23 protein-coding genes and 2 tRNA genes are annotated in these 23,418 nt (G+C 50.2%); 17 read left to right on the top strand and 8 right to left on the bottom strand.

Going from position 1 to position 23,418, the window contains the following annotated elements; all coding sequences use genetic code 11:
• The first annotated feature begins 26 nt into the window (after positions 1-26).
• The 8 genes from pdxS (at position 27) to SY83_RS06235 (ending at position 6,707) form a co-directional block, all read left to right on the top strand.
• A complete protein-coding gene (gene pdxS, locus SY83_RS06265; RefSeq protein ID WP_068605263.1) occupies positions 27-908 on the top strand; it encodes a pyridoxal 5'-phosphate synthase lyase subunit PdxS in 882 nt (293 codons plus the stop codon).
• Between the two features lie 42 nt (positions 909-950).
• The gene (gene pdxT, locus SY83_RS06260; RefSeq protein WP_068605261.1) at positions 951-1,526 is read left to right on the top strand and encodes a pyridoxal 5'-phosphate synthase glutaminase subunit PdxT; all 576 of its coding nucleotides are present in this window, start codon (positions 951-953) and stop codon (positions 1,524-1,526) included.
• Positions 1,527-1,686: 160 nt separating this feature from the next.
• Entirely contained in the window at positions 1,687-2,916 is a 1,230-nt protein-coding gene (serS, locus tag SY83_RS06255) for a serine--tRNA ligase (protein ID WP_407944625.1), read from the top strand.
• Positions 2,917-2,956: 40 nt separating this feature from the next.
• A tRNA-Ser gene (locus SY83_RS06250) sits at positions 2,957-3,043 on the top strand.
• Positions 3,044-3,465: 422 nt separating this feature from the next.
• Positions 3,466-5,010 (top strand): MDR family MFS transporter, encoded by a 1,545-nt coding sequence (locus tag SY83_RS06245; RefSeq protein WP_068605257.1) that lies wholly within the window; start codon positions 3,466-3,468, stop codon positions 5,008-5,010.
• Between the two features lie 130 nt (positions 5,011-5,140).
• Positions 5,141-5,503 (top strand): hypothetical protein, encoded by a 363-nt coding sequence (locus SY83_RS06240; protein ID WP_068605255.1) that lies wholly within the window; start codon positions 5,141-5,143, stop codon positions 5,501-5,503.
• 15 nt (positions 5,504-5,518) lie between these two features.
• Entirely contained in the window at positions 5,519-5,674 is a 156-nt protein-coding gene (locus SY83_RS23025) for a small acid-soluble spore protein P (protein WP_157279805.1), read from the top strand.
• A 151-nt stretch (positions 5,675-5,825) separates the two neighbouring features.
• Positions 5,826-6,707 (top strand): YitT family protein, encoded by an 882-nt coding sequence (locus SY83_RS06235; protein WP_068610948.1) that lies wholly within the window; start codon positions 5,826-5,828, stop codon positions 6,705-6,707.
• A 49-nt stretch (positions 6,708-6,756) separates the two neighbouring features.
• Here SY83_RS06235 and SY83_RS06230 read toward each other — a convergent pair whose 3' ends face one another.
• Entirely contained in the window at positions 6,757-7,659 is a 903-nt protein-coding gene (locus SY83_RS06230; protein WP_068605253.1) for an EamA family transporter, read from the bottom strand.
• 105 nt (positions 7,660-7,764) lie between these two features.
• Here SY83_RS06230 and corA point away from each other — a divergent pair, with 105 nt between their 5' ends.
• Positions 7,765-8,712, top strand: a complete 948-nt coding sequence (corA, locus tag SY83_RS06225; protein ID WP_068605252.1) for a magnesium/cobalt transporter CorA — start codon at positions 7,765-7,767, stop codon at positions 8,710-8,712.
• 4 nt (positions 8,713-8,716) lie between these two features.
• Here the strand turns inward: corA and SY83_RS06220 are convergent.
• A tRNA-Arg gene (locus SY83_RS06220) sits at positions 8,717-8,789 on the bottom strand.
• Positions 8,790-9,023: 234 nt separating this feature from the next.
• Here SY83_RS06220 and SY83_RS06215 point away from each other — a divergent pair.
• Positions 9,024-9,764, top strand: a complete 741-nt coding sequence (locus tag SY83_RS06215) for an SDR family NAD(P)-dependent oxidoreductase (RefSeq protein WP_068605250.1) — start codon at positions 9,024-9,026, stop codon at positions 9,762-9,764.
• Positions 9,765-10,190: 426 nt separating this feature from the next.
• Here SY83_RS06215 and tadA read toward each other — a convergent pair whose 3' ends face one another.
• The gene (tadA, locus tag SY83_RS06210) at positions 10,191-10,706 is read right to left on the bottom strand and encodes a tRNA adenosine(34) deaminase TadA (RefSeq protein ID WP_068605247.1); all 516 of its coding nucleotides are present in this window, start codon (positions 10,704-10,706) and stop codon (positions 10,191-10,193) included.
• Between the two features lie 270 nt (positions 10,707-10,976).
• Between tadA and SY83_RS06205 the strand changes: the two genes are divergently transcribed.
• Together SY83_RS06205 and rluF are read left to right on the top strand one after the other, a co-directional pair.
• On the top strand, positions 10,977-13,232 hold the full coding sequence (locus SY83_RS06205; protein WP_068605245.1) for a HAMP domain-containing sensor histidine kinase: 2,256 nt from the start codon (positions 10,977-10,979) through the stop codon (positions 13,230-13,232).
• Between the two features lie 89 nt (positions 13,233-13,321).
• Positions 13,322-14,032: a 23S rRNA pseudouridine(2604) synthase RluF gene (rluF, locus tag SY83_RS06200; protein WP_068605243.1), complete on the top strand. Its 711-nt coding sequence runs from the start codon at positions 13,322-13,324 to the stop codon at positions 14,030-14,032.
• A 65-nt stretch (positions 14,033-14,097) separates the two neighbouring features.
• Here the strand turns inward: rluF and motB are convergent, their stop codons facing one another.
• Positions 14,098-14,904, bottom strand: a complete 807-nt coding sequence (gene motB, locus SY83_RS06195; protein ID WP_068605240.1) for a flagellar motor protein MotB — start codon at positions 14,902-14,904, stop codon at positions 14,098-14,100.
• Positions 14,888-15,688: a flagellar motor stator protein MotA gene (motA, locus tag SY83_RS06190; RefSeq protein ID WP_068605238.1), complete on the bottom strand. Its 801-nt coding sequence runs from the start codon at positions 15,686-15,688 to the stop codon at positions 14,888-14,890. Before motA ends, motB begins: the two co-directional genes overlap by 17 nt.
• Before the next feature lie 113 nt (positions 15,689-15,801).
• On the opposite strand from motA, the gene SY83_RS06185 reads away from it, so the two are divergent.
• From SY83_RS06185 to SY83_RS06165, 5 genes are all read left to right on the top strand, one after another.
• Positions 15,802-16,095, top strand: a complete 294-nt coding sequence (locus SY83_RS06185; RefSeq protein ID WP_068605237.1) for a hypothetical protein — start codon at positions 15,802-15,804, stop codon at positions 16,093-16,095.
• A gap of 26 nt (positions 16,096-16,121) precedes the next feature.
• Positions 16,122-16,688 carry a DNA-deoxyinosine glycosylase gene (locus SY83_RS06180; RefSeq protein ID WP_082882363.1) on the top strand — a complete coding sequence of 189 codons (567 nt, stop codon included), beginning with the start codon at positions 16,122-16,124 and terminating at the stop codon, positions 16,686-16,688.
• A gap of 109 nt (positions 16,689-16,797) precedes the next feature.
• A complete protein-coding gene (locus tag SY83_RS06175) occupies positions 16,798-17,880 on the top strand; it encodes an HD-GYP domain-containing protein (RefSeq protein ID WP_068605234.1) in 1,083 nt (360 codons plus the stop codon).
• Between the two features lie 104 nt (positions 17,881-17,984).
• Positions 17,985-18,413 (top strand): NUDIX domain-containing protein, encoded by a 429-nt coding sequence (locus tag SY83_RS06170; RefSeq protein WP_068605233.1) that lies wholly within the window; start codon positions 17,985-17,987, stop codon positions 18,411-18,413.
• An 89-nt stretch (positions 18,414-18,502) separates the two neighbouring features.
• Positions 18,503-19,798: an NCS2 family permease gene (locus SY83_RS06165; protein WP_331709988.1), complete on the top strand. Its 1,296-nt coding sequence runs from the start codon at positions 18,503-18,505 to the stop codon at positions 19,796-19,798.
• Between the two features lie 394 nt (positions 19,799-20,192).
• On the opposite strand, the gene SY83_RS06160 is transcribed toward SY83_RS06165, so the two are convergent.
• The 3 genes from SY83_RS06160 to SY83_RS06150 form a co-directional block, all read right to left on the bottom strand.
• The gene (locus SY83_RS06160; RefSeq protein ID WP_068605231.1) at positions 20,193-20,717 is read right to left on the bottom strand and encodes a GNAT family N-acetyltransferase; all 525 of its coding nucleotides are present in this window, start codon (positions 20,715-20,717) and stop codon (positions 20,193-20,195) included.
• Positions 20,717-21,052: a DUF4190 domain-containing protein gene (locus SY83_RS06155; protein ID WP_231891387.1), complete on the bottom strand. Its 336-nt coding sequence runs from the start codon at positions 21,050-21,052 to the stop codon at positions 20,717-20,719. The genes SY83_RS06160 and SY83_RS06155 overlap by 1 nt, the downstream gene beginning before the upstream one ends.
• 70 nt (positions 21,053-21,122) lie before the next feature.
• On the bottom strand, positions 21,123-23,288 hold the full coding sequence (locus tag SY83_RS06150) for a glycoside hydrolase family 52 protein (RefSeq protein ID WP_068605229.1): 2,166 nt from the start codon (positions 23,286-23,288) through the stop codon (positions 21,123-21,125).
• Positions 23,289-23,418 lie beyond the last annotated feature (130 nt).

Below are 23,418 nucleotides of genomic sequence, written 5' to 3'. Positions count from 1 at the left end.
ATAATAGATCAGGGGGATATCGGGACATGGAAACAGGTACATCACGTGTAAAAAGAGGTATGGCTGAAATGCAAAAAGGCGGCGTCATCATGGACGTCATGAATGCTGAACAAGCGAAGATCGCAGAAGCGGCAGGAGCAACAGCGGTAATGGCATTGGAGAGAGTACCTTCCGACATTCGCGCAGCCGGCGGTGTAGCCCGTATGGCGGACCCGACTGTTCTTGAAGAAGTGATGAAAGTAGTATCCGTACCCGTTATGGCTAAAGCCAGAATCGGACATATCGTTGAAGCTCGCGTACTTGAAGCTTTGGGCGCGGATTACATCGATGAGAGCGAAGTATTGACTCCAGCGGATGAAGTATACCATATTGACAAGCGTGAATTTACAGTTCCGTTCGTATGCGGCGCCAAAGATATCGGTGAAGCTCTTCGCCGGATTAATGAGGGTGCTTCCATGCTTCGTACGAAGGGTGAACCGGGAACGGGTAACATTGTTGAAGCGGTTCGTCACATGCGACTGATTAAAGGTCAAATTCGTCATATCCAAAGCTTGTCCCGCGACGAGCTATATGCCGAAGCTAAGAACCTTGGCGCTCCTTTCGAGCAGTTACTATACATTCATGAGAATGGTAAGCTTCCGGTTGTTAACTTCGCGGCAGGCGGCGTAGCTACACCATCCGATGCGGCATTAATGATGGAATTAGGTGCAGACGGCGTATTCGTAGGATCCGGTATTTTCAAATCGGACAACCCTGAGAAGTTCGCTCGCGCCATTGTTGAAGCTACAACACACTACAAGGATTACAAGCTGATTGCGGAAGTGTCCAAGAATCTGGGCGCACCGATGAAAGGGATTGAAATCTCCAAGCTTAACGCTCATGAGCGCATGCAAGACCGCGGTTGGTAAGAATCAATTGGGTTTGCTGTACGGCATAAAGGTGGGTATACAATGAAAATAGGTGTATTGGCTCTGCAAGGAGCCGTGGCTGAACATATACGCATGATTGAGCTCGCCGGTGGCGAAGGTATTGCCGTAAAGCGTACCGAGCAACTGGGCGAGTTGGACGGGATCATTCTTCCTGGCGGCGAAAGCACTACCATCGGAAAACTCATACGCAAGTATGGCTTTCTGGAGGAGCTTAAACAGTTCGCCAATGAAGGTAAAGCTGTCTTCGGCACATGTGCCGGACTGATTGTGGTAGCGGATGAGATTATCGGACAAGATGAAGCTCACTTGCAACTCATGGATATGAAAGTATCCCGAAATGCATTCGGCAGACAACGCGAAAGCTTTGAGACGGACCTTCCTGTAAAGGGCATCTCAGAACCGGTAAGAGCGGTGTTTATCCGGGCACCTTTAATCAATGAGGTAGGCCCCGAGGTTGAAGTACTATCCACATACAAAGATGAGATTGTTGCCGCCAAGCAAGGAAACGTTCTGGCTACTTCATTTCATCCCGAATTAACGGATGACTTCCGGATGCATGCTTATTTTCTGGATATGATTCGCGCCACACGACAATAACAACACGCACTTTTCAGCCCGATGCGGGTTGGAAAGTGCTTTTTTCGTAAGGATATAGTATAGTAATGCTAATATTTATAATAAATTTACCGTTCGGAGGGCGTTGCAGGTGTTGGACGTAAAGCTGTTAAGAAACGATATAGAACGTGTGGAACAAGCCATGAAAAGCCGCGGTAAATCGACGGACGAGCTGGCAGGATTTACGGAAGCAGATAAGCGGCGCAGAGAATTGTTACAGGAGAGCGAACAATTAAAGAACCGTCGGAATGTAGTGTCCCAAGATGTAGCGAAAATGAAGAAATCCGGCGAGAATGCCGATGAGTTGATCATAGAGATGCGGACCGTTTCCGATCGAATTAAAGAGTTGGATGAAGAAATTCGTGTGTTAGAGGAAAAGTTGGATGAAATCATTATGGCGATCCCGAACATCCCTCACGAAAGCGTGCCGGCGGGGTTATCGGAAGAAGATAATGTGGAAACGCGGAAGTGGTCAGAGCCGGCGTCCTTCGGTTTCGAGCCTAAGGCACACTGGGAAGTAGCTCAAGCTTTGGGTATTCTTGATTTTGAAGCAGCGGCTAAAGTGACGGGGTCCCGGTTTGTATTCTACAAAGGTTTAGGGGCTAGGTTGGAGCGCGCGCTGATCAATTTCATGATGGACTTGCATTCGGATCATCACGGCTATGAGGAATTCTTGCCTCCGATGATTGTTAATCGTGACAGCCTAAGAGGTACAGGGCAGCTTCCTAAGTTTGAAGAAGATCTGTTTAAATTGGAAGGAACAGAATATTGTTTGATTCCTACCGCGGAGGTTCCGATCACCAACTACCACAGGGATGAGATTCTGACCGCAGAATCTCTGCCTAGATATTATTGCGCTTACAGCGCTTGTTTCCGTTCCGAAGCCGGGTCGGCCGGTCGGGATACGCGCGGACTCATTCGCCAGCATCAATTCAACAAGATTGAGCTGGTCAAATTTGTGAAACCGGAAGATTCGTATGAAGAGCTGGAAAGCTTAACAGCTAATGCCGAGAAGGTATTACAGCTGCTGCAGCTGCCGTATCGGGTTGTAACTCTTTGTGCAGGAGATATGGGTGCGAACGCGGCGAAAACTTACGATATCGAGGTTTGGATTCCAAGCGGCGGGACGTATCGCGAAATTTCGTCGTGCACGAATTTTGAGGATTTCCAGGCGCGCCGCGCGGGTATTCGTTTCCGTCGGGATGCGAAGGCCAAGCCGGAGTTCGTGCATACCCTGAATGGATCGGGCCTTGCGGTCGGCCGTACAGTTGCTGCGATTCTGGAAAATTACCAACAGGAAGATGGCTCGGTTTTAATTCCGGAAGTCCTTCAACCTTACATGAATAACTTGAAAGTCATTGGCTTACAATAAGATCAATCATAGTATCACTCCCTCGCTTGCGGGGGCACCTGGAGAGGTGGTCGAGTGGTTTAAGGCAGCGGTCTTGAAAACCGCCGAGGTCGTAAGGTCTCCGTGGGTTCGAATCCCACCCTCTCCGTATAAGCTTCTTCGAGATTCGAACTGGTTTCCTGGGTTCGCTGGAGCATAAGCTTCGGAAGGATTACTTCGCATTCTCCACGTAGTGGAGCATCCCACCCTCTCCGTAAAGGCATCGTCGAGATTCGAACCCACGGACAGTGGGGGCGTCGGAGCATAAGCTTCGGCAGCGTTACATCGCAGTCTCCCTCGAAGAGGGAGTACCCCACCCCAACTCTCCGTATAGATTTCTTGCAGATTCGATAACCCTGACATAATGCTGTCAGGGTTTTTGTATTATACTAAAGGCATCAAAGCGCCTCGGTCCACAGACCGAAATAGTCTACACCTATCGGTGCTTTTCATCAGAGGAAGGATTGGTTATACTGAAACAGTGCTACAAACGGAAACGGATATTAGGGTATAGAGAGGGATCGGGTGGATATGACAACAAAAGCAAAAGGTAACAAAAACAACAGTATGGGCGTCGTCCTAGCAGGGTTGCTGTTAGGGATTCTGATGGCCTCCATGGATAATACCATTGTCGCGACAGCGATGGGGACGATTATCGGCGAATTGGGCGGTTTGGATAAGTTCGTTTGGGTAACCTCGGCTTATATGGTTGCTGAGATGGCGGGTATGCCGATCTTCGGTAAACTGTCCGACATGTACGGGCGCAAGCGTTTCTTCGTATTCGGTATTATTGTGTTCATGTTCGGTTCGATCCTGTGCGGTACGGCAGACTCCATCGTGGAGCTGAGCATATACCGCGCGATTCAAGGGATCGGCGCAGGTGCGATGGTTCCGACAGCGTTCACCATCATGTTCGACGTTGTTCCTCCGCAGGATCGCGGTAAACTCGGCGGATTGTTCGGTGCGGTGTTTGGTTTGTCGAGTATTTTTGGTCCATTGTTAGGCGCATATATTACAGATTACATCCATTGGGAATGGATTTTCTACATCAACTTGCCTCTGGGCGCCATCGCGTTCGTCTTGGTTGCTTTCTTCTACAAAGAATCGGCCATCCATACAAAGCAAAAAATCGACTGGGTCGGCGCGGCCACACTGGTCGGCGGTATAGTCGCACTCATGTTCGCCTTGGAGTTAGGCGGCAAGGAATACGCATGGGATTCCGTACAAATCATTGGATTGTTCGCGGCTTTCGCAGTATTAACCCTAGTCTTCATCTTCGTGGAAAGACGCGCGGAGGAACCGATTATCACGTTCGGTATGTTTAAACAGCGGTTGTATGCTTCAAGTAACCTGATCGCGATTCTAAGCGGTGCGGCATTCATTACGGCGTCCGTATATATCCCGATTTATGTGCAAGGGGTTCTGGGCGGTAAAGCGACCAACTCCGGATTACTCTTGCTTCCCATGATGGTAGGTTCCGTTGTAACAGCTTCACTAGGCGGTATTTTCTTGAATCGGTTTAAATTTAGAACGATTATGGTGCCGACGCTCGCTATTCTGGTTGTAGGCATGGGCTTGCTGGCCACGCTTAACCCGGATACGCCGCGATGGATGATCACCATTATGATGATCTTAGTCGGCCTCGGGATCGGTGCTTCCTTCTCCGTCCTGAGCAACGCGGCCATTCATTCCTTCTCGGCCAGACAGCGCGGATCGGCTACATCGACATTGAACTTCTTGCGCTCCCTGGGCATGACATTGGGAATTACCGTGTTCGGTATTATCCAAAGTCATTTGTTCAGCAGCAAGTTGTCCAAAGCTTTTGCTGAATCCGACATGGGCGCTATGCCTGAAGGCATGAGCAGTGATGTGCGCGAACTTCTCTCCGAGGAAGGGCGTAAAGCAATCCCGCCGCAGGTGCTGGAAACCATCACAGACACACTGTCTTCCTCCATTGTCACGACCTTTACCTGGGCGATTATCCCGGCGGTTCTCGCCTTGATAGCCTCCTTCGCCATGGGCGGCGAGAAAATGGATCCGAATGCGGAAGAAGGGGAGTACTCGGCAGCGCATTAAGCCGTTACCCGCACATTACTTAACTGAGGTCTCATGCGAGTACGTAGCATGGGGCCTTTTTTTGCCATTCCAAATATAACGTATAAAATCCACCTCTCCATCACACTTTAAACAAGTGGAGGTGTGAACAATGAAACCTGACAAAGACCAGTTAACGCTAGACCAGCAGAAGCTGACAGAGGAATGGAACAACACATTGCCAACGATTCTGGGGAGCTCGGACAAGGCCACGGTCCAAGCCGACGCGGCGGACCCGCGTTCTCTGCGTGTAGCCATCGCCAATTCGGGGCGTACCCAATACAGCTTCGATTTCAAGGTGACCTACACCGACTCCAGAGAGATTGATACCCAACTGGTAGATGTGGAAGCAGACGGTATTCATGTCGACGAACATACGGAGATTATTCAAAATATGATTCACGATTACGTCCGCCACATGCGGGAATGCGCTCAGAACTTGCAGCAAATCACCCACTATTCATCATCTAACTGAAAAGAGGTTTATAAGATGAAACCAAAGGTTCAATCGGTTACCAGCCCTGAGGAAAAAAGACAGCAAAACTCGCGGGATGACCACGAAGATCATCGTCCTGAAGCGGCCGCGGGCTCCAAAACCGTCAAAAACCGGAATCATTCTCGGCATAATCACGCAGAGGGAAGTTAAATCCGACATAAACACTAGTTAAAGTGCCCTTAATAGGGCACTTTTTGTTATAATAGGAGGAAAGGCTTATATACTTGTTATATGGGCCATGAACCGACTACAAGGGGGACGATCGATGAACCAAGAAAAGGTCAATGTGAACCAACTGCCCATGCCGAATAAGTTACCAAAGAATAAGCATAAGGAGCTTTCGCGGAAAGACATTTTGAAACGAGTAGTATTCATCATTACAGGAGCTCTGCTTGTCGCAATCGGTCTGGAATTCTTCCTCGTTAACAATAACATCATCGACGGAGGCATTGTCGGCATCTCGATTATCGCATCCCATTTAACCGGGTGGCCGCTCGGATTGTTCTTATTCGTACTCAATCTGCCTTTCCTGTTTCTGGGGTACAAACAAATTGGAAAAACCTTCGCTCTATCCACACTGTTAGGCGTTACGGTCATGTCGCTAGGTACAAACTTCTTCCATTCCTGGGAGCCGTTCACGCAAGACGATCTGCTTGCAGCCGTGTTCGGAGGCATTATTATCGGTATCGGTGTCGGACTTGTCATTCGTTTCGGCGGATCACTGGACGGTACGGAAATCGTAGCCATCCTGCTAAATAAGAAATCGCCTTTTTCGGTTGGCGAGATGGTTATGTTTTTCAACCTGTTCATTCTGAGCAGCGCGGGGTTCGTCTTTGAATGGGACCGGGCGATGTACTCCTTAATTGCATACTTTATCGCTTTCAAAATGATTGATATTACGCTGGAAGGTTTCGACGAGTCGAAGTCGGTGTGGATCATCAGCGAGAATAACCGCGAAATCGGAGAGGCTATTCTGGACCGTCTAGGCCGGGGAGTGACGTACCTGCACGGAGAGGGCGGCTTCAGCGGAGATTACAAGAATGTCGTCTTCTGTGTGATTACCCGGCTGGAGGAAGCCAAGTTAAAGTCGATCGTAGACGAGCTGGATCCGGCAGCGTTTCTGGCCATCGGTAACATCCATGATGTGAAAGGCGGCCGTTTCAAGAAAAAGGACATCCACTAAGGGATGTCCTTTCTTTCATCAAGACGGAGAATGGGATGCACCTGCTTGATTATAGGGTATCGGTTGAGGTACGCTTGGCTTGGGAGCGATAGGAAAGCCATTCCGGAAGCACGACACCGATCAGAATGATGATCGTGCCCGACCATTGCAATGGCGTCACCGTTTCCTTCAGCACGAGCCAAGAAGTAATTACGGCAACGGGAAGCTCTGCCGCACTAAGGATGGAAGCGAGCGAGCCGCCGATATGCGGTACACCCTTCGTGAACAGCAGGATGGGAATCACCGGACCGAACAGTCCGAGTAAGAGTCCCCACATAGGCAATGTTCCGCTGAACAGGGAACCGTCCAACAGGAAGGTCGGCGGGAAGATCAGGAAGCAGGTTACCAGTGACCCGAAGGACACCAACACACTGCGTTGTAATGCGGGTGCGGAAGCCGATATTTTGCCGCTATACACAATAAACAAAGCATAAGATACGGCGGATAACAATCCGAAGAGGATGCCAGAAAGCGCCAGCTCGCTCAGCCCCGCCCCCGGGCCTAATACACCGCCGGCCAGTACGGTTCCCAGGATAAGCAGCAGAAGGGCAAACATCTGGGCCCGAGAGGGACGCTGCCGATGTAACACCGACTCGATCAGAACACCAATCCATGTAAACTGAAATAAGAGAACAATGGCGATCGAAGCGGGAATCGTTTGTAACGCGCTGTAATAGAACACCCCGGTTAAGCCTGTAGTCGCTCCTAAACCCATCAACTGCAATACGGCGGTGACGGGAAGACGCGGATAGCTTCGGAATACACGGAGCAGCATGAACATAGTGAAACCGAACAGCATTTGCGAACCCAGCACCTGATTCACATCATAACCGTCATCATAAGCCAGCTTTACGAACATGGACAGAACACCATACGAGCAGGCGCCTGCGAATACATAGATTATATTTTTCATAATGAATAAAACCCCCTGTGACAGCAGTTCATATTATATTCCAATGGGTGTCACTTATGCAATGAGGGGTATACATAAATAAAGAGACCGGTCGGAGGATCCAATATGATTAGAACATTAGCCGTCACCCAAGACGGGATGCTGGAGATGGATGTGCCTTTCGAACAACTGGAAGATGAGCGAATCGATTGGTACTGGGTTGATTATGAGGCGGCTACACAGGAAGAACGATTGACGCTGGATACCCATTTTCACTTTCATCCGCTGGCCATTGAGGATTGTGTGCATTTCCTGCAACGACCGAAGCTGGATCATTACGATGAGACCCATTTCTTCGTGTTGCATGCGATGAATGACGTAACGCTGGAGGCCAACGAAGTCGACCTGTTTCTGAACAGCCGGTTTATCGTGACGTTTCATTTGGAACCTAATGCCGAGATTGAAGAGGCCTGGAGCCGTTTCACGCAACAACCCGGACTTCGTAAGCAAGGTCCGCTGCATGCGGCCTATATGGTCATGGACAAGCTGGTGGATCAGTATTTCCCTAGTGTGCATCGAATAGAAGATGAGTTAAACGAGATTGAATTCCGGTCCGGGAGCAAAATCAACGATATTATGGACCAAGTGTTCAAGCTGAGATCGGATTTGTTGAAGTTACGGCGTACCATTGTGCCTATGCGGGATCTTCTCTACCGAGTAGTGAATTCCCAACGAATTGAGGGCTTAAAGTCCCAGATGGTCTACTTCCAGGATATCTATGATCATCTGCTGAAATTATCGGAAATGATTGAATCCAACCGGGAGCTTACCGCGGATTTAAGGGATAATTATCTGTCGATCAGCTCGAATCGGATGAATCATATTATGAAAACCTTAACGGTTATAACGGTCATTTTCATGCCGCTGACGTTCATTGCAGGGGTGTATGGAATGAATTTCGACTGGATGCCGGAGCTGGAATGGTCTTTCGGTTACCCGTTAATTGTGGGATTAATGGCGGCGCTGGGGTTGGGGATGTTCACGTGGTTCAAGCGTAAAGGATGGTTTGAATGAGGTACGTCCCCGCCCGGAATTGAACCGAGATCTACCCTTTAGGAGAGGGTTACTCTATCCGATTGAGCTACGGAGACGCGAGTACCATTGATTATACCACACTCCGATACACGGCAAAAGGTACATGGCAAAAGAGAGACAAATGGCACAAAGGATGCGACTTCAGGACCGCAAGGTCCTTTTTGGCGTTCCCGAGCAGAGTTAGAAAATTCGTCCTGTAGACCCGTTTTCAATAAGAGGGGACAAGGGTATATATAGGGTACGGGTTCAAAATAGGCATAGGAACGAAATACGAATCAGGGGTGGAACGATTGAAATTAAGAGATAAAGTAGCGGTGATTACCGGCGGTGCCAGCGGAATTGGCCTTGCGGCGGCTCGGTTATTCGCGCAAGAAGGCGCTAAGCTGGTGATCGGAGACACCTCTGATGAAGGGCAACAGGTTGTGAACACGCTCATGCGTGAAGGTCATGAGGCGATGTTTGTGTATACGGACGTGTCCAAAGAAGCGGAGGTTCGCGGTCTCATGGAAGCGGCCGTGTCGCGGTTCGGCCGGGTGGACGTGCTGTTCGCCAATGCGGGAATCGGCGAAGCTTCCCCCGCCGATGAGGTGCCGCTGGAGAAATGGCAGCGCGTCATGGACGTGAACTTGACGGGCGTATTTCTCTCCGATAAATACGCGATTCAGCAGATGATGAAGCAGGGCGGAGGCGTCATCATCAATAACGCGTCCATTCTGGGCCATGTGGGCCAGAACGGCGTGACGTCCAACGCGGCAGCTAAAGGCGGCGTTGTGAACATGACCCGCTCGCTCGGCGTCACGTACGCCAAAGAAGGCATCCGCATTAATGCGGTATGCCCCGGGTACGTGGAAACGCCGATGCTGGCGGACGCGTCCGAGCCTGAGCGCAGGGCGCTCGAGGAGGCGCATCCGATCGGCCGCTTGGGGCGCGCGGAAGAAGTCGCCAAGGCGGTGCTGTTCCTGGCGAGCGACGACGCTTCGTTTGTCGTGGGCTCAAGCCTGATGGTGGACGGCGGGTATACCGCGCAGTAAACGAGGTAGTCAAAGAGCCGTAAAGTTATCCACATGTGGATACTTTACGGCTCTTTTTGGGTTTGGGGGGGAGTGGTAACCGTTATGTTTCAACAGTTGTGGATATACGCTAAGGTGACGGGTGATGCTCATCGGTTGTGGTTGATTTTCGTTATGGTAACTAGTTACGTTAAAGTGTTGTGGATTTACGTTATAAATCTAAACTTTAGTGTAATCCTTGGTGATAAAGTAACAAGTTACTATTAAGTGTATTGGCGACTGCGTATGAAGGAAAATGATTACTTTATGTGATACCAGCCACCTAAATTACCTTCAAAACAATTAAAATGCCGCCCGTCAGAAGGAATTTCGTTTCCAATTGCCACGGAAAGGCTGAGTTCCTCCGTTAATAGCATGAAATAAGCAAGCTGGGATGGAATCGTGCCATTAAAGCGTGTCTGGCTCGTCCGCCGAGCCTGCCGCTTCTAGCGGCAAAGGCGGCTTCCCGCGCAGGCGGCGGAAGAAGTTCGTGAGCAGCATCGCGCACTCCTGCTGCAACACGCCGCTGACGATCGCCGCCTCGTGATTGAACCGCTCCTCCTGGAGCAGGTTCATCAAAGTGCCCGCGCAGCCCGCCTTCGGATCGGGCGTGCCGTATACAACCAGCGGGACGCGCGATTGCACGATAGCGCCCGAACACATCGGGCATGGCTCCAGTGTCACGTAGAGTGTGCAATCGAGCAGTCGCCATGCATCCAGTACGACGGACGCCTCACGGATCGCAATCATCTCCGCATGGGCGGTGGGGTCGAAGGTCGTTTCCCGCAGGTTATGCCCGCGGCCGATAATGACGCCGTCTTTGACGATGACGGCCCCGATGGGAACCTCCTTTAAGGCCTCCGCCTTATAGGCCTCCGCGATGGCTTCTTTCATCCATCGTTCATGTTCCTCCAGGGTTTGCATGGAAGGGAGAAACCTCCTTGGATAGTGTAGTTATGCATCGAACATTTATTCTTGTTAACATGTTGTGGATAGAATTGTGGATAACTACCCTGAGGGGTTTGAACTTATCAACAAACTATGCACACTATACACAAAGTAACATTATAATCAGCCATAATTGTAGAAGAATCAGGTGAGAAAAGCAATGGATTAAGAATAAGCAAGTTTAGCGCCCAAACACTTGGCACATCGACTCCCTGTCTATTACAATAATAACCAGGAGGGTTGTCAATGTCCTTGAAGACGAAGCTGAGCTTAATCATCGTAATGGTTGTAACCGTCATTCTAACCCTGAATAATATTGCGAATTATTTCACCAATCGGGAAACCCTGACACGGGAGCTTCATAATCAGATGAGGCTGACATCCAAACAGATCAGCATGGATTTTCAACAATGGCAGAGCAGCACCCAATATATTCATCATATTCTGGGCGAACATCTGCGAAGCGCGGCGATTGGCGCCTCACAAGAGATGGGTCCGGATGCGGCCAAAGTTACTCAGACCATGCTAACTCGAATCAGCGATAAATTTAATATCTCTCATATGGCGATATACATCCCGGACCAGCGGGGGTTTAAAGCCGTTCAATCAACAAACCCATCCGAATTAAACAGCATGATTATGCCTCAAAGTTTAACACACCGTGCTGTAACAAAGCTTATGCAAGATCGTGAAGCCACACTCCAACACGGACAATTGAAAGATTTCTGGAGCGAGCCGATTCGTTATGCGAACGAGGACCCCCGAAAGATATCGAAGTCCGGATACTATTATGACGGAACAACGAACTACATTATACATATCTATTTTGACGAAACAGATCTCAAGCGCTTTGGCTTAACTTTAAATCCGGAACAAATGCTGCAAAAAGCGATGAAAAACTTTCCTGCTTTACTTGAAGTATCCGCCTTCAACACGAAATTCTTCATGCAAAATCCCGCCAATAAAGAAAAAATGCCTTTGGTTTCCTCTCATTATGCAGGACCGGTTTATTTTGGAACGTACAACTACAGCCATTATATTAAGGATGCTCAAGCCATTGAACAAACGCTCAAGACCCGCAAAGAAATTATGTACGAAGAGACGATTCAGGATAAGCGTGTCATCAAAAGCTTCTATGCTCAAACCTATTTCCCTTGTGTAATCGGGCTCGTGCTGGACTTGTCGGTCGTAGAAAGCACATTAATGAAATACACCCTGACCAACGCGGTGATTTCCTTGTTGTTGATTTTCGGTTTATTCCTGGGCATTTATACACTGTCGGGGTATGCCGTCCGCCCCATCCGAACCATTCTTGGTCATTTGACGGATATAGCGGGAGGGCAATTCGATATCCGGGTACCCATCCAGCGCAGAGATGAGTTGGGTCTGTTGGCGCTTAGAGTGAACACGATGTCGAAAAGCCTGGTTCAATATTCGGAGGCGATGGAGAACACGCTTGAGGAACTGAAAACGACGCAGGATTTCCTCGACTCCTTCATTAATCACACCTCCGATGCCATAGATGTCGTGGACATGAAGCATCAGGTCATACGGATCAACCGAGCGTTTGAGCAGCTCTATGGATGGTCCAAGGAGGATGCCGTAGGTCGTCGTCTGGAAGTGATCCCCGAAGATCTGACAGGGGAGGCTTGGACGCTGCACAGGAGAGTGATGCGGGGAGAGAATATCAGCGGATTTGAGACGGTACGGCAACGCAAAGACGGCACCCTATTCCATGTCTCGCTGACCGTATCGCCCATCCGTGACAAGAAGGGAAAGATTATTGCTCTGGTCGGCATCTCCCGGGATATTACAGAACGGCTGAAAACGGAAGAATTACTGAGGCAGTCGGATAAACTGACGGTAGTGGGACAATTGGCCGCCGGCGTGGCTCATGAAATTCGGAATCCGCTGACGACACTGAGAGGTTTTGTTCAGCTGCAGCGATATCAGAAAGCAACGGAGGAGCATGTAACCCTGATGCTGTCCGAATTAGATCGAATTAACCTGATTGTGAGCGAGTTTCTCGTGTTGGCTAAACCCCAGGCGGTCAATTACCAATATAAGTCGATTAACAGCATTTTGCGAAGTGTACTGTCTTTGCTGGAGCCGCAGGCCTTGTTACATAATATTGAGTTTCATGTCATATCGGAGGAAGAGTTGCCTCTGGTGAAATGCGAGGAGAATCAATTAAAGCAGGTGTTTATCAATGTATTGAAAAATGCGATCGACGCCATGCCCGAGGGTGGGAACATCACCATTTACCTGGAACCTGAAGGGAAGCATGCACTGCGCTTACGCTTCGTGGATGAAGGGATCGGCATCCCTGAGGAGGATTTGCAGCAGGTAGGGTCCCCTTTCTATACGGGCAAGGAGAACGGTACGGGCCTTGGCATTATGGTGAGCCAAAGGCTCATCGAAAATCACCACGGACATATGCATATTACGAGTGATGTAGGCGTGGGGACTACGGTGGAAATTATGCTGCCGTTCTCTTTTTGAACCGTGAACAGCTCCTTTTTGAAAACCGAATTCAATTGTGCTAAGGTGTAGGGAATGCAGGCTAATAACGGATGGAGTGAACAAACGATTTGAGAATTAATAAATTCATCAGTGAAACGGGTTACTGTTCAAGGCGGGAAGCGGACAAGCTCGTAGCCGAAGGAAAAGTAACCATTAACGGGAAGTTGGCGGAACTCGGCAGTCAGGCGGAAGAAGGGGACGATGTTCGTGTCAACGGAGAGCCGATTCAAGAGAAGAGCAAACACGTTTATATAGCATTGAACAAGCCTATAGGGATTACCAGCACGACCGAACAGCACATTGAGGGGAACATTGTGGATTTCATCGGGCATCGGGAACGGATCTTTCCGATTGGGCGGTTGGACAAGGACTCCGAAGGACTTATTCTGCTGACGAATGACGGAGATATCGTGAATCGTATTCTGCGCGCTGAAGGAAAGCATGAGAAGGAGTATATTGTGACCGTAGACAAGCCGTTAACGGATTCTTTCATTCGCGGCATGTCACAGGGGGTTAAGGTGCTCGGGAGCCTTACGTTGCCGTGTGAGGTCCACAGGGTTGGCGAGCGGGTGTTTCGCATTCTGCTGACCGAAGGCCGGAATCGACAGATTCGCCGGATGTGCTCCGCGTTCGGCTATGGGGTACATCGGTTGCAACGAATCCGAATTATGAATATTGTGCTGGGCGATTTGAAAAAAGGGGCTTGGCGTGATCTGACGGAATCTGAAAAAAAGGTTTTGTTTGAGCAGATTTCTTACGCCGATCCGACAGGGAAATAAATAAAAGGCATGTGTAGCCGGAACGCCGGGTGTACACATGCCTTTGTTGTTGTTGTATGCGTTAGTTAAGGGGTGTTGGGCGCGGTAGGTGTATCCTGCACGTCACCGGTTTCCTGAAATTTCCGCACAATCGCGACTTCGACACGGCGGTTCTTGGCGCGTCCCAGATCCGTATCATTGGATGCGATAGGACGCTGTTCACCGTAACCGATCGGGCTGAATTGCTTAGGATCCAGCTTATTGTTCGAGAAGAGAATCTTCATGAAATTAAGCGCTCGTTCAAAGCTTAAATTCCAGTTCGAGTCGAACTCGAAGTTACTGATCGGCTGGTCATCCGTATGGCCGGCCACAATAACCTCGTACTCCGGATACTGACCCAGCATGGTGGATATCGCTACAGCCAGATTCCGTGCTTCCGGCTTAAGGGATGCACTGCCGGAAGGATAGAGCGCGTTGTCGCTAATCCGGATAATCAATTCGCTATGATTCAGTTTCGTCACCAATTGCGTCGATAATCCGTTATCTTTAATATATTTGTCCAGCTTCTGCTTCAACCGCTGCAGGTCCTCGGTTTCCTTCTTGAACCGCTCCTGGTCCTCCGCTTTCTTCTCTTTGTCGGCATCATCTGATTTCTTCTTCAGATTGCTAGTACCTTCCTTGACAACGGTGGGTTGATCCAGCACGCCGTTACCCGGATTCAGCGCTATACTGAACGCCTTGCTCATTTCATCGAATTTGGCGCTGTCGATCTGACTGGACGCGAACAAGACGATAAACAGGGCCAACAACAGGGTCAGCAAGTCGGCGTAAGGAATCAGCCAGGATTCATCGGCGTGCTCTTCATGTTCTTCTTTCCTATGACGTTTGCTCACCGGAGGTTTCCTCCTTCTCATTCATCGCTCTGCGTTCGGTTGCCGATAAGAAGACGGACAGCTTCTGGTTGATGGCAATCGTCGATACGCCGGACTGAATGGACAGCAAGCCTTCCACCATCATGATGCGGATTTCGATTTCTTTCTTCGACAGCCGCTTCATCTTGGTAGCCAGGGGATGCCAAATGACATATCCGGTGAAAATCCCCAGCAGGGTAGCCATAAAGGCTGCGGCAATCGCATGGGACAGCTTATCCATATCGCTCATATCCGACAGGGCGGCGATCAGGCCGATAACCGCACCCAGAACGCCCAGGGTCGGAGCATACATCCCTGCTTGCGAGAAGATTAACGCGCCACCCTTATGACGGTCTTCCGTGGCCGCGATATCTTCCATCAGCACGTCTCTGACGAAATCCTGATCATTGCCGTCTATAATCATGCGCATACCGTTCCGCAGGAAAGTATCTTCGATCTCATCGACTTTACTCTCCAACGCCAGCAAGCCTTCTCTTCTCGTAATCGTTGCCCATTCCATAAACATGCGGATAATGTCGACTTTAGGGATCAGCTTCTGCCCCTTAAACGCAAGACCGAGAAGTGTAGGGAACTTCTTCAGCTCGGCCATCGGGAAAGCCACAAACAAGGACGCGAAGGTCCCGACGATGATGATCAGGAAAGCCGCAGGGTTAATAAAGTTGCTCAGGGCCGCGCCTTTCAGCACCATCCCTACTACTACCGCGAATATTCCCATAAAAATGCCAATAAATGTCGATTTCTCCACTGTTGCACCTCTGAATCTTAGAATATGTATATGACCCTATCGAATAGGCAGATAAGTTTTAGTATAGTATAAATGAAAGCAAACGGGACTAGCCCAAAAGGAGCGAATCACATATGGGTGTTAAGCACGCCAGATCGTACCAAGCGATTATTGTCGAATTAATGGATGCTATAAAAGATATCGGCAAGTTTTATGAATTTTTTGAGATGAACTCGCAAGAATGGGTAAATTTAAGTGAAAATGATCAGAAAGAAGTACTTGAAGCGTTGGCGGACGATGTATTTTACGGTTTAGGCGCCAATTCTCCGATCGCCGTGGGCGAGGGATTCATCCTTCATGACCAGGACTTTCATCTCATTGAAGTCCAGATTAACGATCAGACCGTAAAGGTGATTAAATTAGTGTAAAGACGAAGAATGGGATGGGGAACGGGATGTTGGACGGGCAAAATGCGGGGGCCGAGGCAGAGAAGGATAAAGATGAAGAAAGACTGAAAGCTTTCCCGCCGGTGTGGTCTCCTTCCTGCCGGATTCTGATCCTGGGCTCGATGCCCGGACGCAAATCGCTGGAGCAGCAGAGATATTACGGCCACCCGCAGAATCAATTCTGGCGCTTAATATACGGCTTATTCGGCGAGGAACCTTCGCCTGTCTATGAAGAAAGGCTGGCATTCGCAACCGCGCATGGCATCGCGCTGTGGGACGTGCTCGCTTCCTGCGAGCGGGAAGGCAGCCTGGATACGGCGATTCGCCATCCGGTAGTTAATGATTTTGAGACATTCTTCGCCCGTCCCGGCAACTCAATCCGCCATCTGTTCTTTAACGGGGCGAAGGCGGAGGCGCTGTTCCGGCGAAGCGTGCAATTTTCTTCAGGGGAGACGAGAGCGCCGGGGTATGTGTTGCACACTTTGCCTTCATCAAGTCCCGCGCACACGGTACCTTATGCGGTTAAGTTGGAGCGGTGGCAAGGGATAAGAGATATTCTGCAGGCTGAGCTTTAAATCTGAGTTAAACTTGAGCGTTCCGATATGCATCATAAATCTGTCGATTTATTGGCATGGAACTGATAGAATGATGGTGTATAGGTACTAGATTAAGGGCGGGGTAATCGTGAGGAAAGTCCATATATCTTCCGTAAGGCCTGGCGAGAAGATTGCCAAGCCCCTATTTACGGAAACCGGGAGCGTCTTGCTAGGCGTCGGTGTAGAGTTGAATGATAGATATATCGAACGCTTGAAGAACTTAGGAATAGATACAGTCTATATTGAAGATGTCCATACGGAGGATTTATTTCCTGAAGACAGTATTCGGGACGAAACACGCAACAAGGCGGTAGAAGCGGTGCATAAGACCATGACGGGTCTTATGGATGTGAAGAGCGTGAAAGGCCGCGCGTCTGTTCCGGAAATCGGCAACACGTTCCGCAAAGTATTCGGAACAATCATGCAGGATCTCTCCACGCGTAAAGAGGTGTTGGTGAACTTGTCCAACATGCATACGATGGATGGATATCTGTTTCATCATTCCGTGAATGTCGCTGTACTGTCCGGCATTATCGGAATTGCGAAGGGATACAACCAGAGTCAGCTGGCGGACTTGGGTGTGGGAGCCCTGTTGTTCGACGTCGGGATGATGAATATCCCGAAGGAAGTGTGGAACAAGAACGGTCCTTTGACTGACGATGAACGGGGGCTGGTTCAACGCCATGCCGAGGATGGCTATAACATGCTTCGTAATCAGTTTGACGTCTCTTTGCTCTCCGCGCATTGCGCGCTGCAGCATCATGAGCGGTATGACGGCCACGGCTATCCGCGCGGAATCAGCGGGAAGGATATGCACGAATATGCGCAGATTGTAGCCATCGCGGATGTGTATGATGCCTTAACTTCGCCAAGATTGTATCGTAAGCGTTATTCGCCCAGCGAGGCGATCGAGTTTCTTTTTGCATCGGGTAATCAATATTTCGATCTGGACTTGGTCCGGTTATTCTGTCGGCATATTTCCATCTATCCGATCGCTTCAACCGTGGAGTTGAACACCGGTCAGGTTGGCGTGGTATCCGCAGTAAACCCGAATTCGGTCCAGCGGCCCACCATTCGCATCCTGAAAGAAGCGGACGGGACGGACGTAGCCTCGCCGTATGAGATTGACCTGCACGCCCATTACAGTTATATGATAACGAAGACATTATAGATACTAATGATTGGAATGCCCCAAGAAGCATGTGAAGCAGGCTACAGAGCTTGCGGAGCTGCTTGTTGGGGTTTATTTTGCACATGGAAAAGGAGGGGTGGCAGATGGAGATTCAACCGGCGGTGGCCGTCATGATTCGGGATGAAGAGGGTCGTCTGTTGCTGCAAAAAAGAGCGGATGTAGGCAAATGGGCCGTCCTTTCGGGACATATCGAGCCCGGTGAGAAGGTGGAGGAAGCCGCGGTGCGCGAGGTGAAAGAGGAAGCGGGATTGGACGTGCGGATTGTGCGGGTCATCGGCGTGTACTCGGATCCTGCGGCTCAGGTGTTTCATTACCCTCAGGGGGAGACGGTTCATTTCATCACCATTTATCTGGAAGGTGTCGCGGTGGGCGGTACGTTGAAAGAGGCGGATGACGAGTCGCTGGAGATGCGGTATTTCGCGCCGGATGACTTGCCGGAGAATATGTTGCCGATGCAGCCGCAATGGCTGGAGGATTTATTGGCGGAACCGGGTCCGGCTGTACTAAGGTAGGCTTCTGTATGGGAAAACCAGGGAAGCCGCATACTACAGAATAGTAGAACTTATGCGAGATTATTAAGGGATAAAAAGAGGCGGTAGCAGTGTTGGACAAGTTTTTTCGGCTAAAAGAAAGAGGGACCACCGTCGGCACGGAGTTGTTAGCGGGGCTTACGACATTTCTGACGATCGCTTATATCTTTATCGTGAATCCGGCGATTTTGGCGGACGCGGGTATGAATTTCGACGGCGTGTTTATGGCGACCATTCTGACAACAGCTCTGGCGACGCTGATTATGGCGCTGTTCTCGAATTACCCGATTGTGATCGGGCCGGGAATGGGGTTGAACGCTTATTTCACCTACACCATTGTCTTGACGCAAGGCTTCACGTGGCAGGCCGCCTTGGGAGCTGTGTTTGTTACGGGTGTATTGTTTGTCATCATTTCCCTGACTCCTTTACGCGCCATGCTGATTGATGCAATTCCCGCGAGTTTGAAATATGCTATTACGGCGGGAATCGGGCTATTTATCGCTTTTATCGGGTTGCAGAGCACCAAGATTGTCGTAGACTCGCCGTCTTCCTTGGTCGCTGTAGGTAATTTTCGCGATCCGGTGACGCTGCTGTCGATGATCGGGTTGATTCTGTCCGTGGTGCTGCTCGTGTTCCGGGTACGGGGCTCGCTGTTTATCGGTATGATCATTACCTCGATTATTGCTTATGCGATGGGGATGATGGATCTGCCGGGCAGCTTGTTCGCTTGGCCCCAGGGCTTTGAGACGACGGCGTTTCAACTGGATATCACGGGTGTGTTCGAGCATGGATTATACGCAATCGTGTTCACTTATCTGTTGGTGATTCTGTTTGAGACGACGGGTTCCTTGTTAGGTTTGGCGGAGCAGGCGGGGTTGATGAAGGGGGAGCACTTTCCCCGTTCCCGCGGCGCGTATCTGGCGGATGCGCTTGGTACGACCGTAGGTTCAGTATTGGGTACGAGCCCGACGACCGCCTACATGGAATCCGGGGCAGGTATAGCGGTGGGCGGACGGACCGGTTTGACGGGTGTTTTTGCCGCCGGGCTGATTCTGCTCACGATGTTCTTCGCGCCCGTGGCCAATATGCTTTCCGCTATTCCCGCGGTCACCACGCCGCCGTTAATCATCGTTGGTTTCCTGATGATGGAGGGGCTGAAGCACCTCAATTGGTCAGATATGGAGGAAGCGTTCCCGGTATTCCTGATCCTGCTGCTCATTCCGCTGACCTACAGCATTTCAACCGGGATCGGGGTGGGCTTTATCGTCTACGTTCTGATCAAAATACTGCGCGGGAAGGCCCGTCAGGTGCATCCGATTCTTTATTTGTTCTCTCTGTTGTTCTTGGTGCAGATCGCGTTGGCTTGAGCTTAGGGATAAGGGCACGCGGGCGATTGGGATGTAGGGCGCTCGCGCGCTGGATAGTAGGGAGATGGGATGAGGGAGTAGGGATGTAGACAACTGTTGGCTGGTTCGCGGGTAGAGTACGGGAGGATGTTGCCGCGGTCCCGGAACACGGAACATGCATAGAGTAATCAATTTCGTTGATGGAATGCCGATTTTCGTTATTTTGGGATGAGACGGTGAGATGTTCAGGAATAAAGAAACGAATTTCCTTCATGTGTGCTCGAGACTGCACACGAGGGAAATTCGTTTCTTTGTTTTTTGGTTACAACCATAATCTAGCGGGAATAGCGTAATTCAGCAACCGATGAGCGTAATGTGTTACCTTACATCAGGAAGTAGTCGCATATTCGGTGTTTCAGGTGTCATTGTCCTCCTGAGTACCGTTTCCCGTGCAGACCATACAGTGAAACATGCCCTTGCCGGTAGGTGTCAGCCGCTCATAGGAATCGGTGATCTCGAACCCCGCCTTTAGATAGGTCCGGATCGCCCGATTGTTCCACGTGGAAACTTCAAGATCAATGCTATTCTCCGGCGAAAGATGCCTTGCATAGGCGACAATCGCATGAACGAAGTGAACCCCGCTGCCCTGACCGCATCGATCGGGATGAAGCCCTAACCCTAACCGAGTCCACCCTTCCAACGGAAAAAACTGCGCAAAACCAATCAACGTTCCATTCCCATTTACAACAGAGCGATATTGCTCTGCGCGAATCTCAGCATCGGCAAACTCAAATGAACTTGCGAGCATGTCTTCCCAAGCCGGGTTGTTATAGACATTGTAAGGAGGCAAGTATCTCCATGCGGCAACAGTTTCCGCATCCTCCACCGTCATAGGTCGAAGGGTGTAAGATTCTGGAGAATCGGGATGGGTGATGTGCATTAGACCGCAACCAACAGGTTGGTAACAATCGATACTTCTTCCAAATCAGAGGTGCTCATTTCAAAAAAGATAAACGCCACAACAAAGAATCCAATAATTAGCGCATACAGAGCTGTGCCCACGATACCGCAAATAAATCCTGCGAGGGCCAGTCCGTGTCCGGGTTCTCCGGTTTGTTTGATGCGGTTGAGGGCTTTCTTGCCAAGGATGATTGCGATAATGCCTAGAACAAATCCTACGTAAGGAACCAGAATGGATAGAATCCCTAATACGAAGGCGGTGACGGTTGTCCCACTGGTTTGCTGGGGACTGGGGTTTTTCTCGATATTGTCCACGGTTAAAATCCTTTCGGTAAAGCAAGATACCACTTATTATATAAAAATTGAAGCGATCATGCTGCTTTTCCTAAGAAATTGCGGCCGCTGATGAAATACTTTGCACGCCGACCCGAGTACCCGTTTCCTCCAACCAGAGAATCGCGGTCACGCCGCGCGGGTAATATTTGCTGCCGATGGCCACGCCGTTAATCATCTGGTCGCTCCAGCACCAATAGGACTCCTCGGGATGTAACAGCCACGAAACATGCGCGGCATCCGCGCGTAACATCGCCTCGTCATAAGGCATGCCCAGGCAGTGCCTGGCTACGTGTTGGCTTAAGTAAATTTTGCTCAACCAGGAATTGTTGCTTGTGGAGGAAAGCTTCCAACCGCCGTCATTAAAGAGGCAGATCCCCTCCCGTAACACCACGTCCAGATGCTTTTTCAGAACGCCAATGAACGCACCGTAAGACCCCTCGGCATCTAAAGCGTCGCTCCGACCAGTGTGCTGCAAAAACACCAAACCCTCAATCGCCGGAATGATCCGGGACTCATTATTCTCCTGAATGACTGCGGGAATCCAACCGTCGGCTGTGACCTGTGAGGTTAACGTTGCCGCAACACGCTCTGCCTGCAGGCGCGCCTCCGAGGCGTTGTCGTTACGGTTATATTGCGTGAACAGCTTCTCCAGCGCCAGATAAGCCGCCCAACTTTTGCCCGCGATATAGATGTTATTCCTGGATTGTCCAAGGGACACGTCCAGACTGTCGTAGGTCGTAATCTCCGCCCCGCCCATCGTCCGCGAGCTGTCCAGCCCCATAATCCCGTTCCGTTTCTCGGCTTGCGGATGGTCCCGATGCAGCATGCTCTCGAAGCATTGTTCCAACAAGTTCATACGTTCCGCCATCCAAGCATGGTCACCCGTACCTTCGGTGTAAACCGCCGCGCACAACACCCAATTGACGAGCTGTTCGTGCGTCATATACGAGAAGCAGTCATCGATTCCATGCTTTTCATAAGCGGAAAATCCCTTGCGCGAGAACACATTCGCCACACCCATATCATGCGTAAATGAGATGCCTCCGGGATACAGCTCGTCAGGTTTGCCAGGAAAAAATATTTGATCTTCATACGAGTAGCGGGAAGCGAACAGGTCGAGCTCGTTGCGAACGGTCCAGGGGTTCATTTTCATTTCAAAAAAGAGCTGATCCACCGTCAAATCAAACGTATTCATCATCCGGTACTCACCTTCGTTTACGACCCAGAGTGGTTCGCCGTCCAAGGCAAGAAACTGAGTACTGCCGTAATAACTCCGGATGGCGTGAATCAGCATGAATCTCTGTTCATCGGAGAGATGAGGCGCATCGACCATGGCATTCGATTTCTCGCACACTTCCCGGATCCTGTCGAAATGTTGCATGGAGTACTCCGCCACTTCCTCAATCCGGTTGTAGTACTGTGTATAGTAGTAGCTTGTTTCCAGTCCGGTCGTAGCTACTCCTCCGCGATAAAAGCAGATGGAGAGCCGGTACGTACGCACCTCTCCCGCAGGCACATCCACAAGTAAAGCGCCGACGCCGCCCAACCCGAAAGCCCAATTCTCCTGCAGAGGTTCAGCCAGAATTTTCTCCATCGAAAATCCAAGAGCGGAATGCACCTCCGGGTCACTTGTGGCGATCGCCGTAACCGCGCCTTGAGCAACACCGCGGAGCTTGCCATCCGTCGTATCATCCAACCTGCGCATAGCCGAATAGGGATCGTTACCTTGGTATCCGATGAAGGCTCTTTTGGACCCGGTACCTGTCGAATTGTCGATTGTAAGCTCGGCCAGCAAGGCGGGAAGCAGAGCTTCTTTCAGCGCATCATGTTCACCCTGTGCAGGATCGGGAACACCGCGCACCTGAGAGAAGATTGTTAATGTAAGCGGCCCCGCCGTCCAGGAATCCGTGCCCAGTTGGAAGTTACGTGTTATCGCTTCTTTGGCAAAAGGTTTGATGAACGGCGCAAACGCTTCACCCTCACCCAAATGCTCCGAACTATAGCGCAAAGATTCATCCTCGCCCGCCTCGAAAAAAGGTAAAGCCTCATAATATTGTCCCTGATCCGACTTTACGCCGATAAACAGATTCTGATCCGCCGGTTTGCCGAGCTCCAGACCGAGACCGCCTTTGGCACCGGGGTAACCCAACGTCAAACTGGCAAAAGCGCCGATCGGGGAATGATGCGCATTGAAGAATATGGATTTGTTGGTCATGAAAATAACCTCCGTTATTGGATGTGATACCTCCAAGTTACCATGGGAATTCGAGGTGAACCATGTTCAAATCGATTCAGCATTTACCCTTTTTGAGCTGAGCGTTAGAATAGAGGTAGAATCTTGTTGG

The sequence above is a fragment of the Paenibacillus swuensis genome (assembly GCF_001644605.1).
Taxonomy (GTDB): domain Bacteria; phylum Bacillota; class Bacilli; order Paenibacillales; family DY6; genus Paenibacillus_N; species Paenibacillus_N swuensis.
This window is presented reverse-complemented; position numbering and strand designations above follow the sequence as displayed.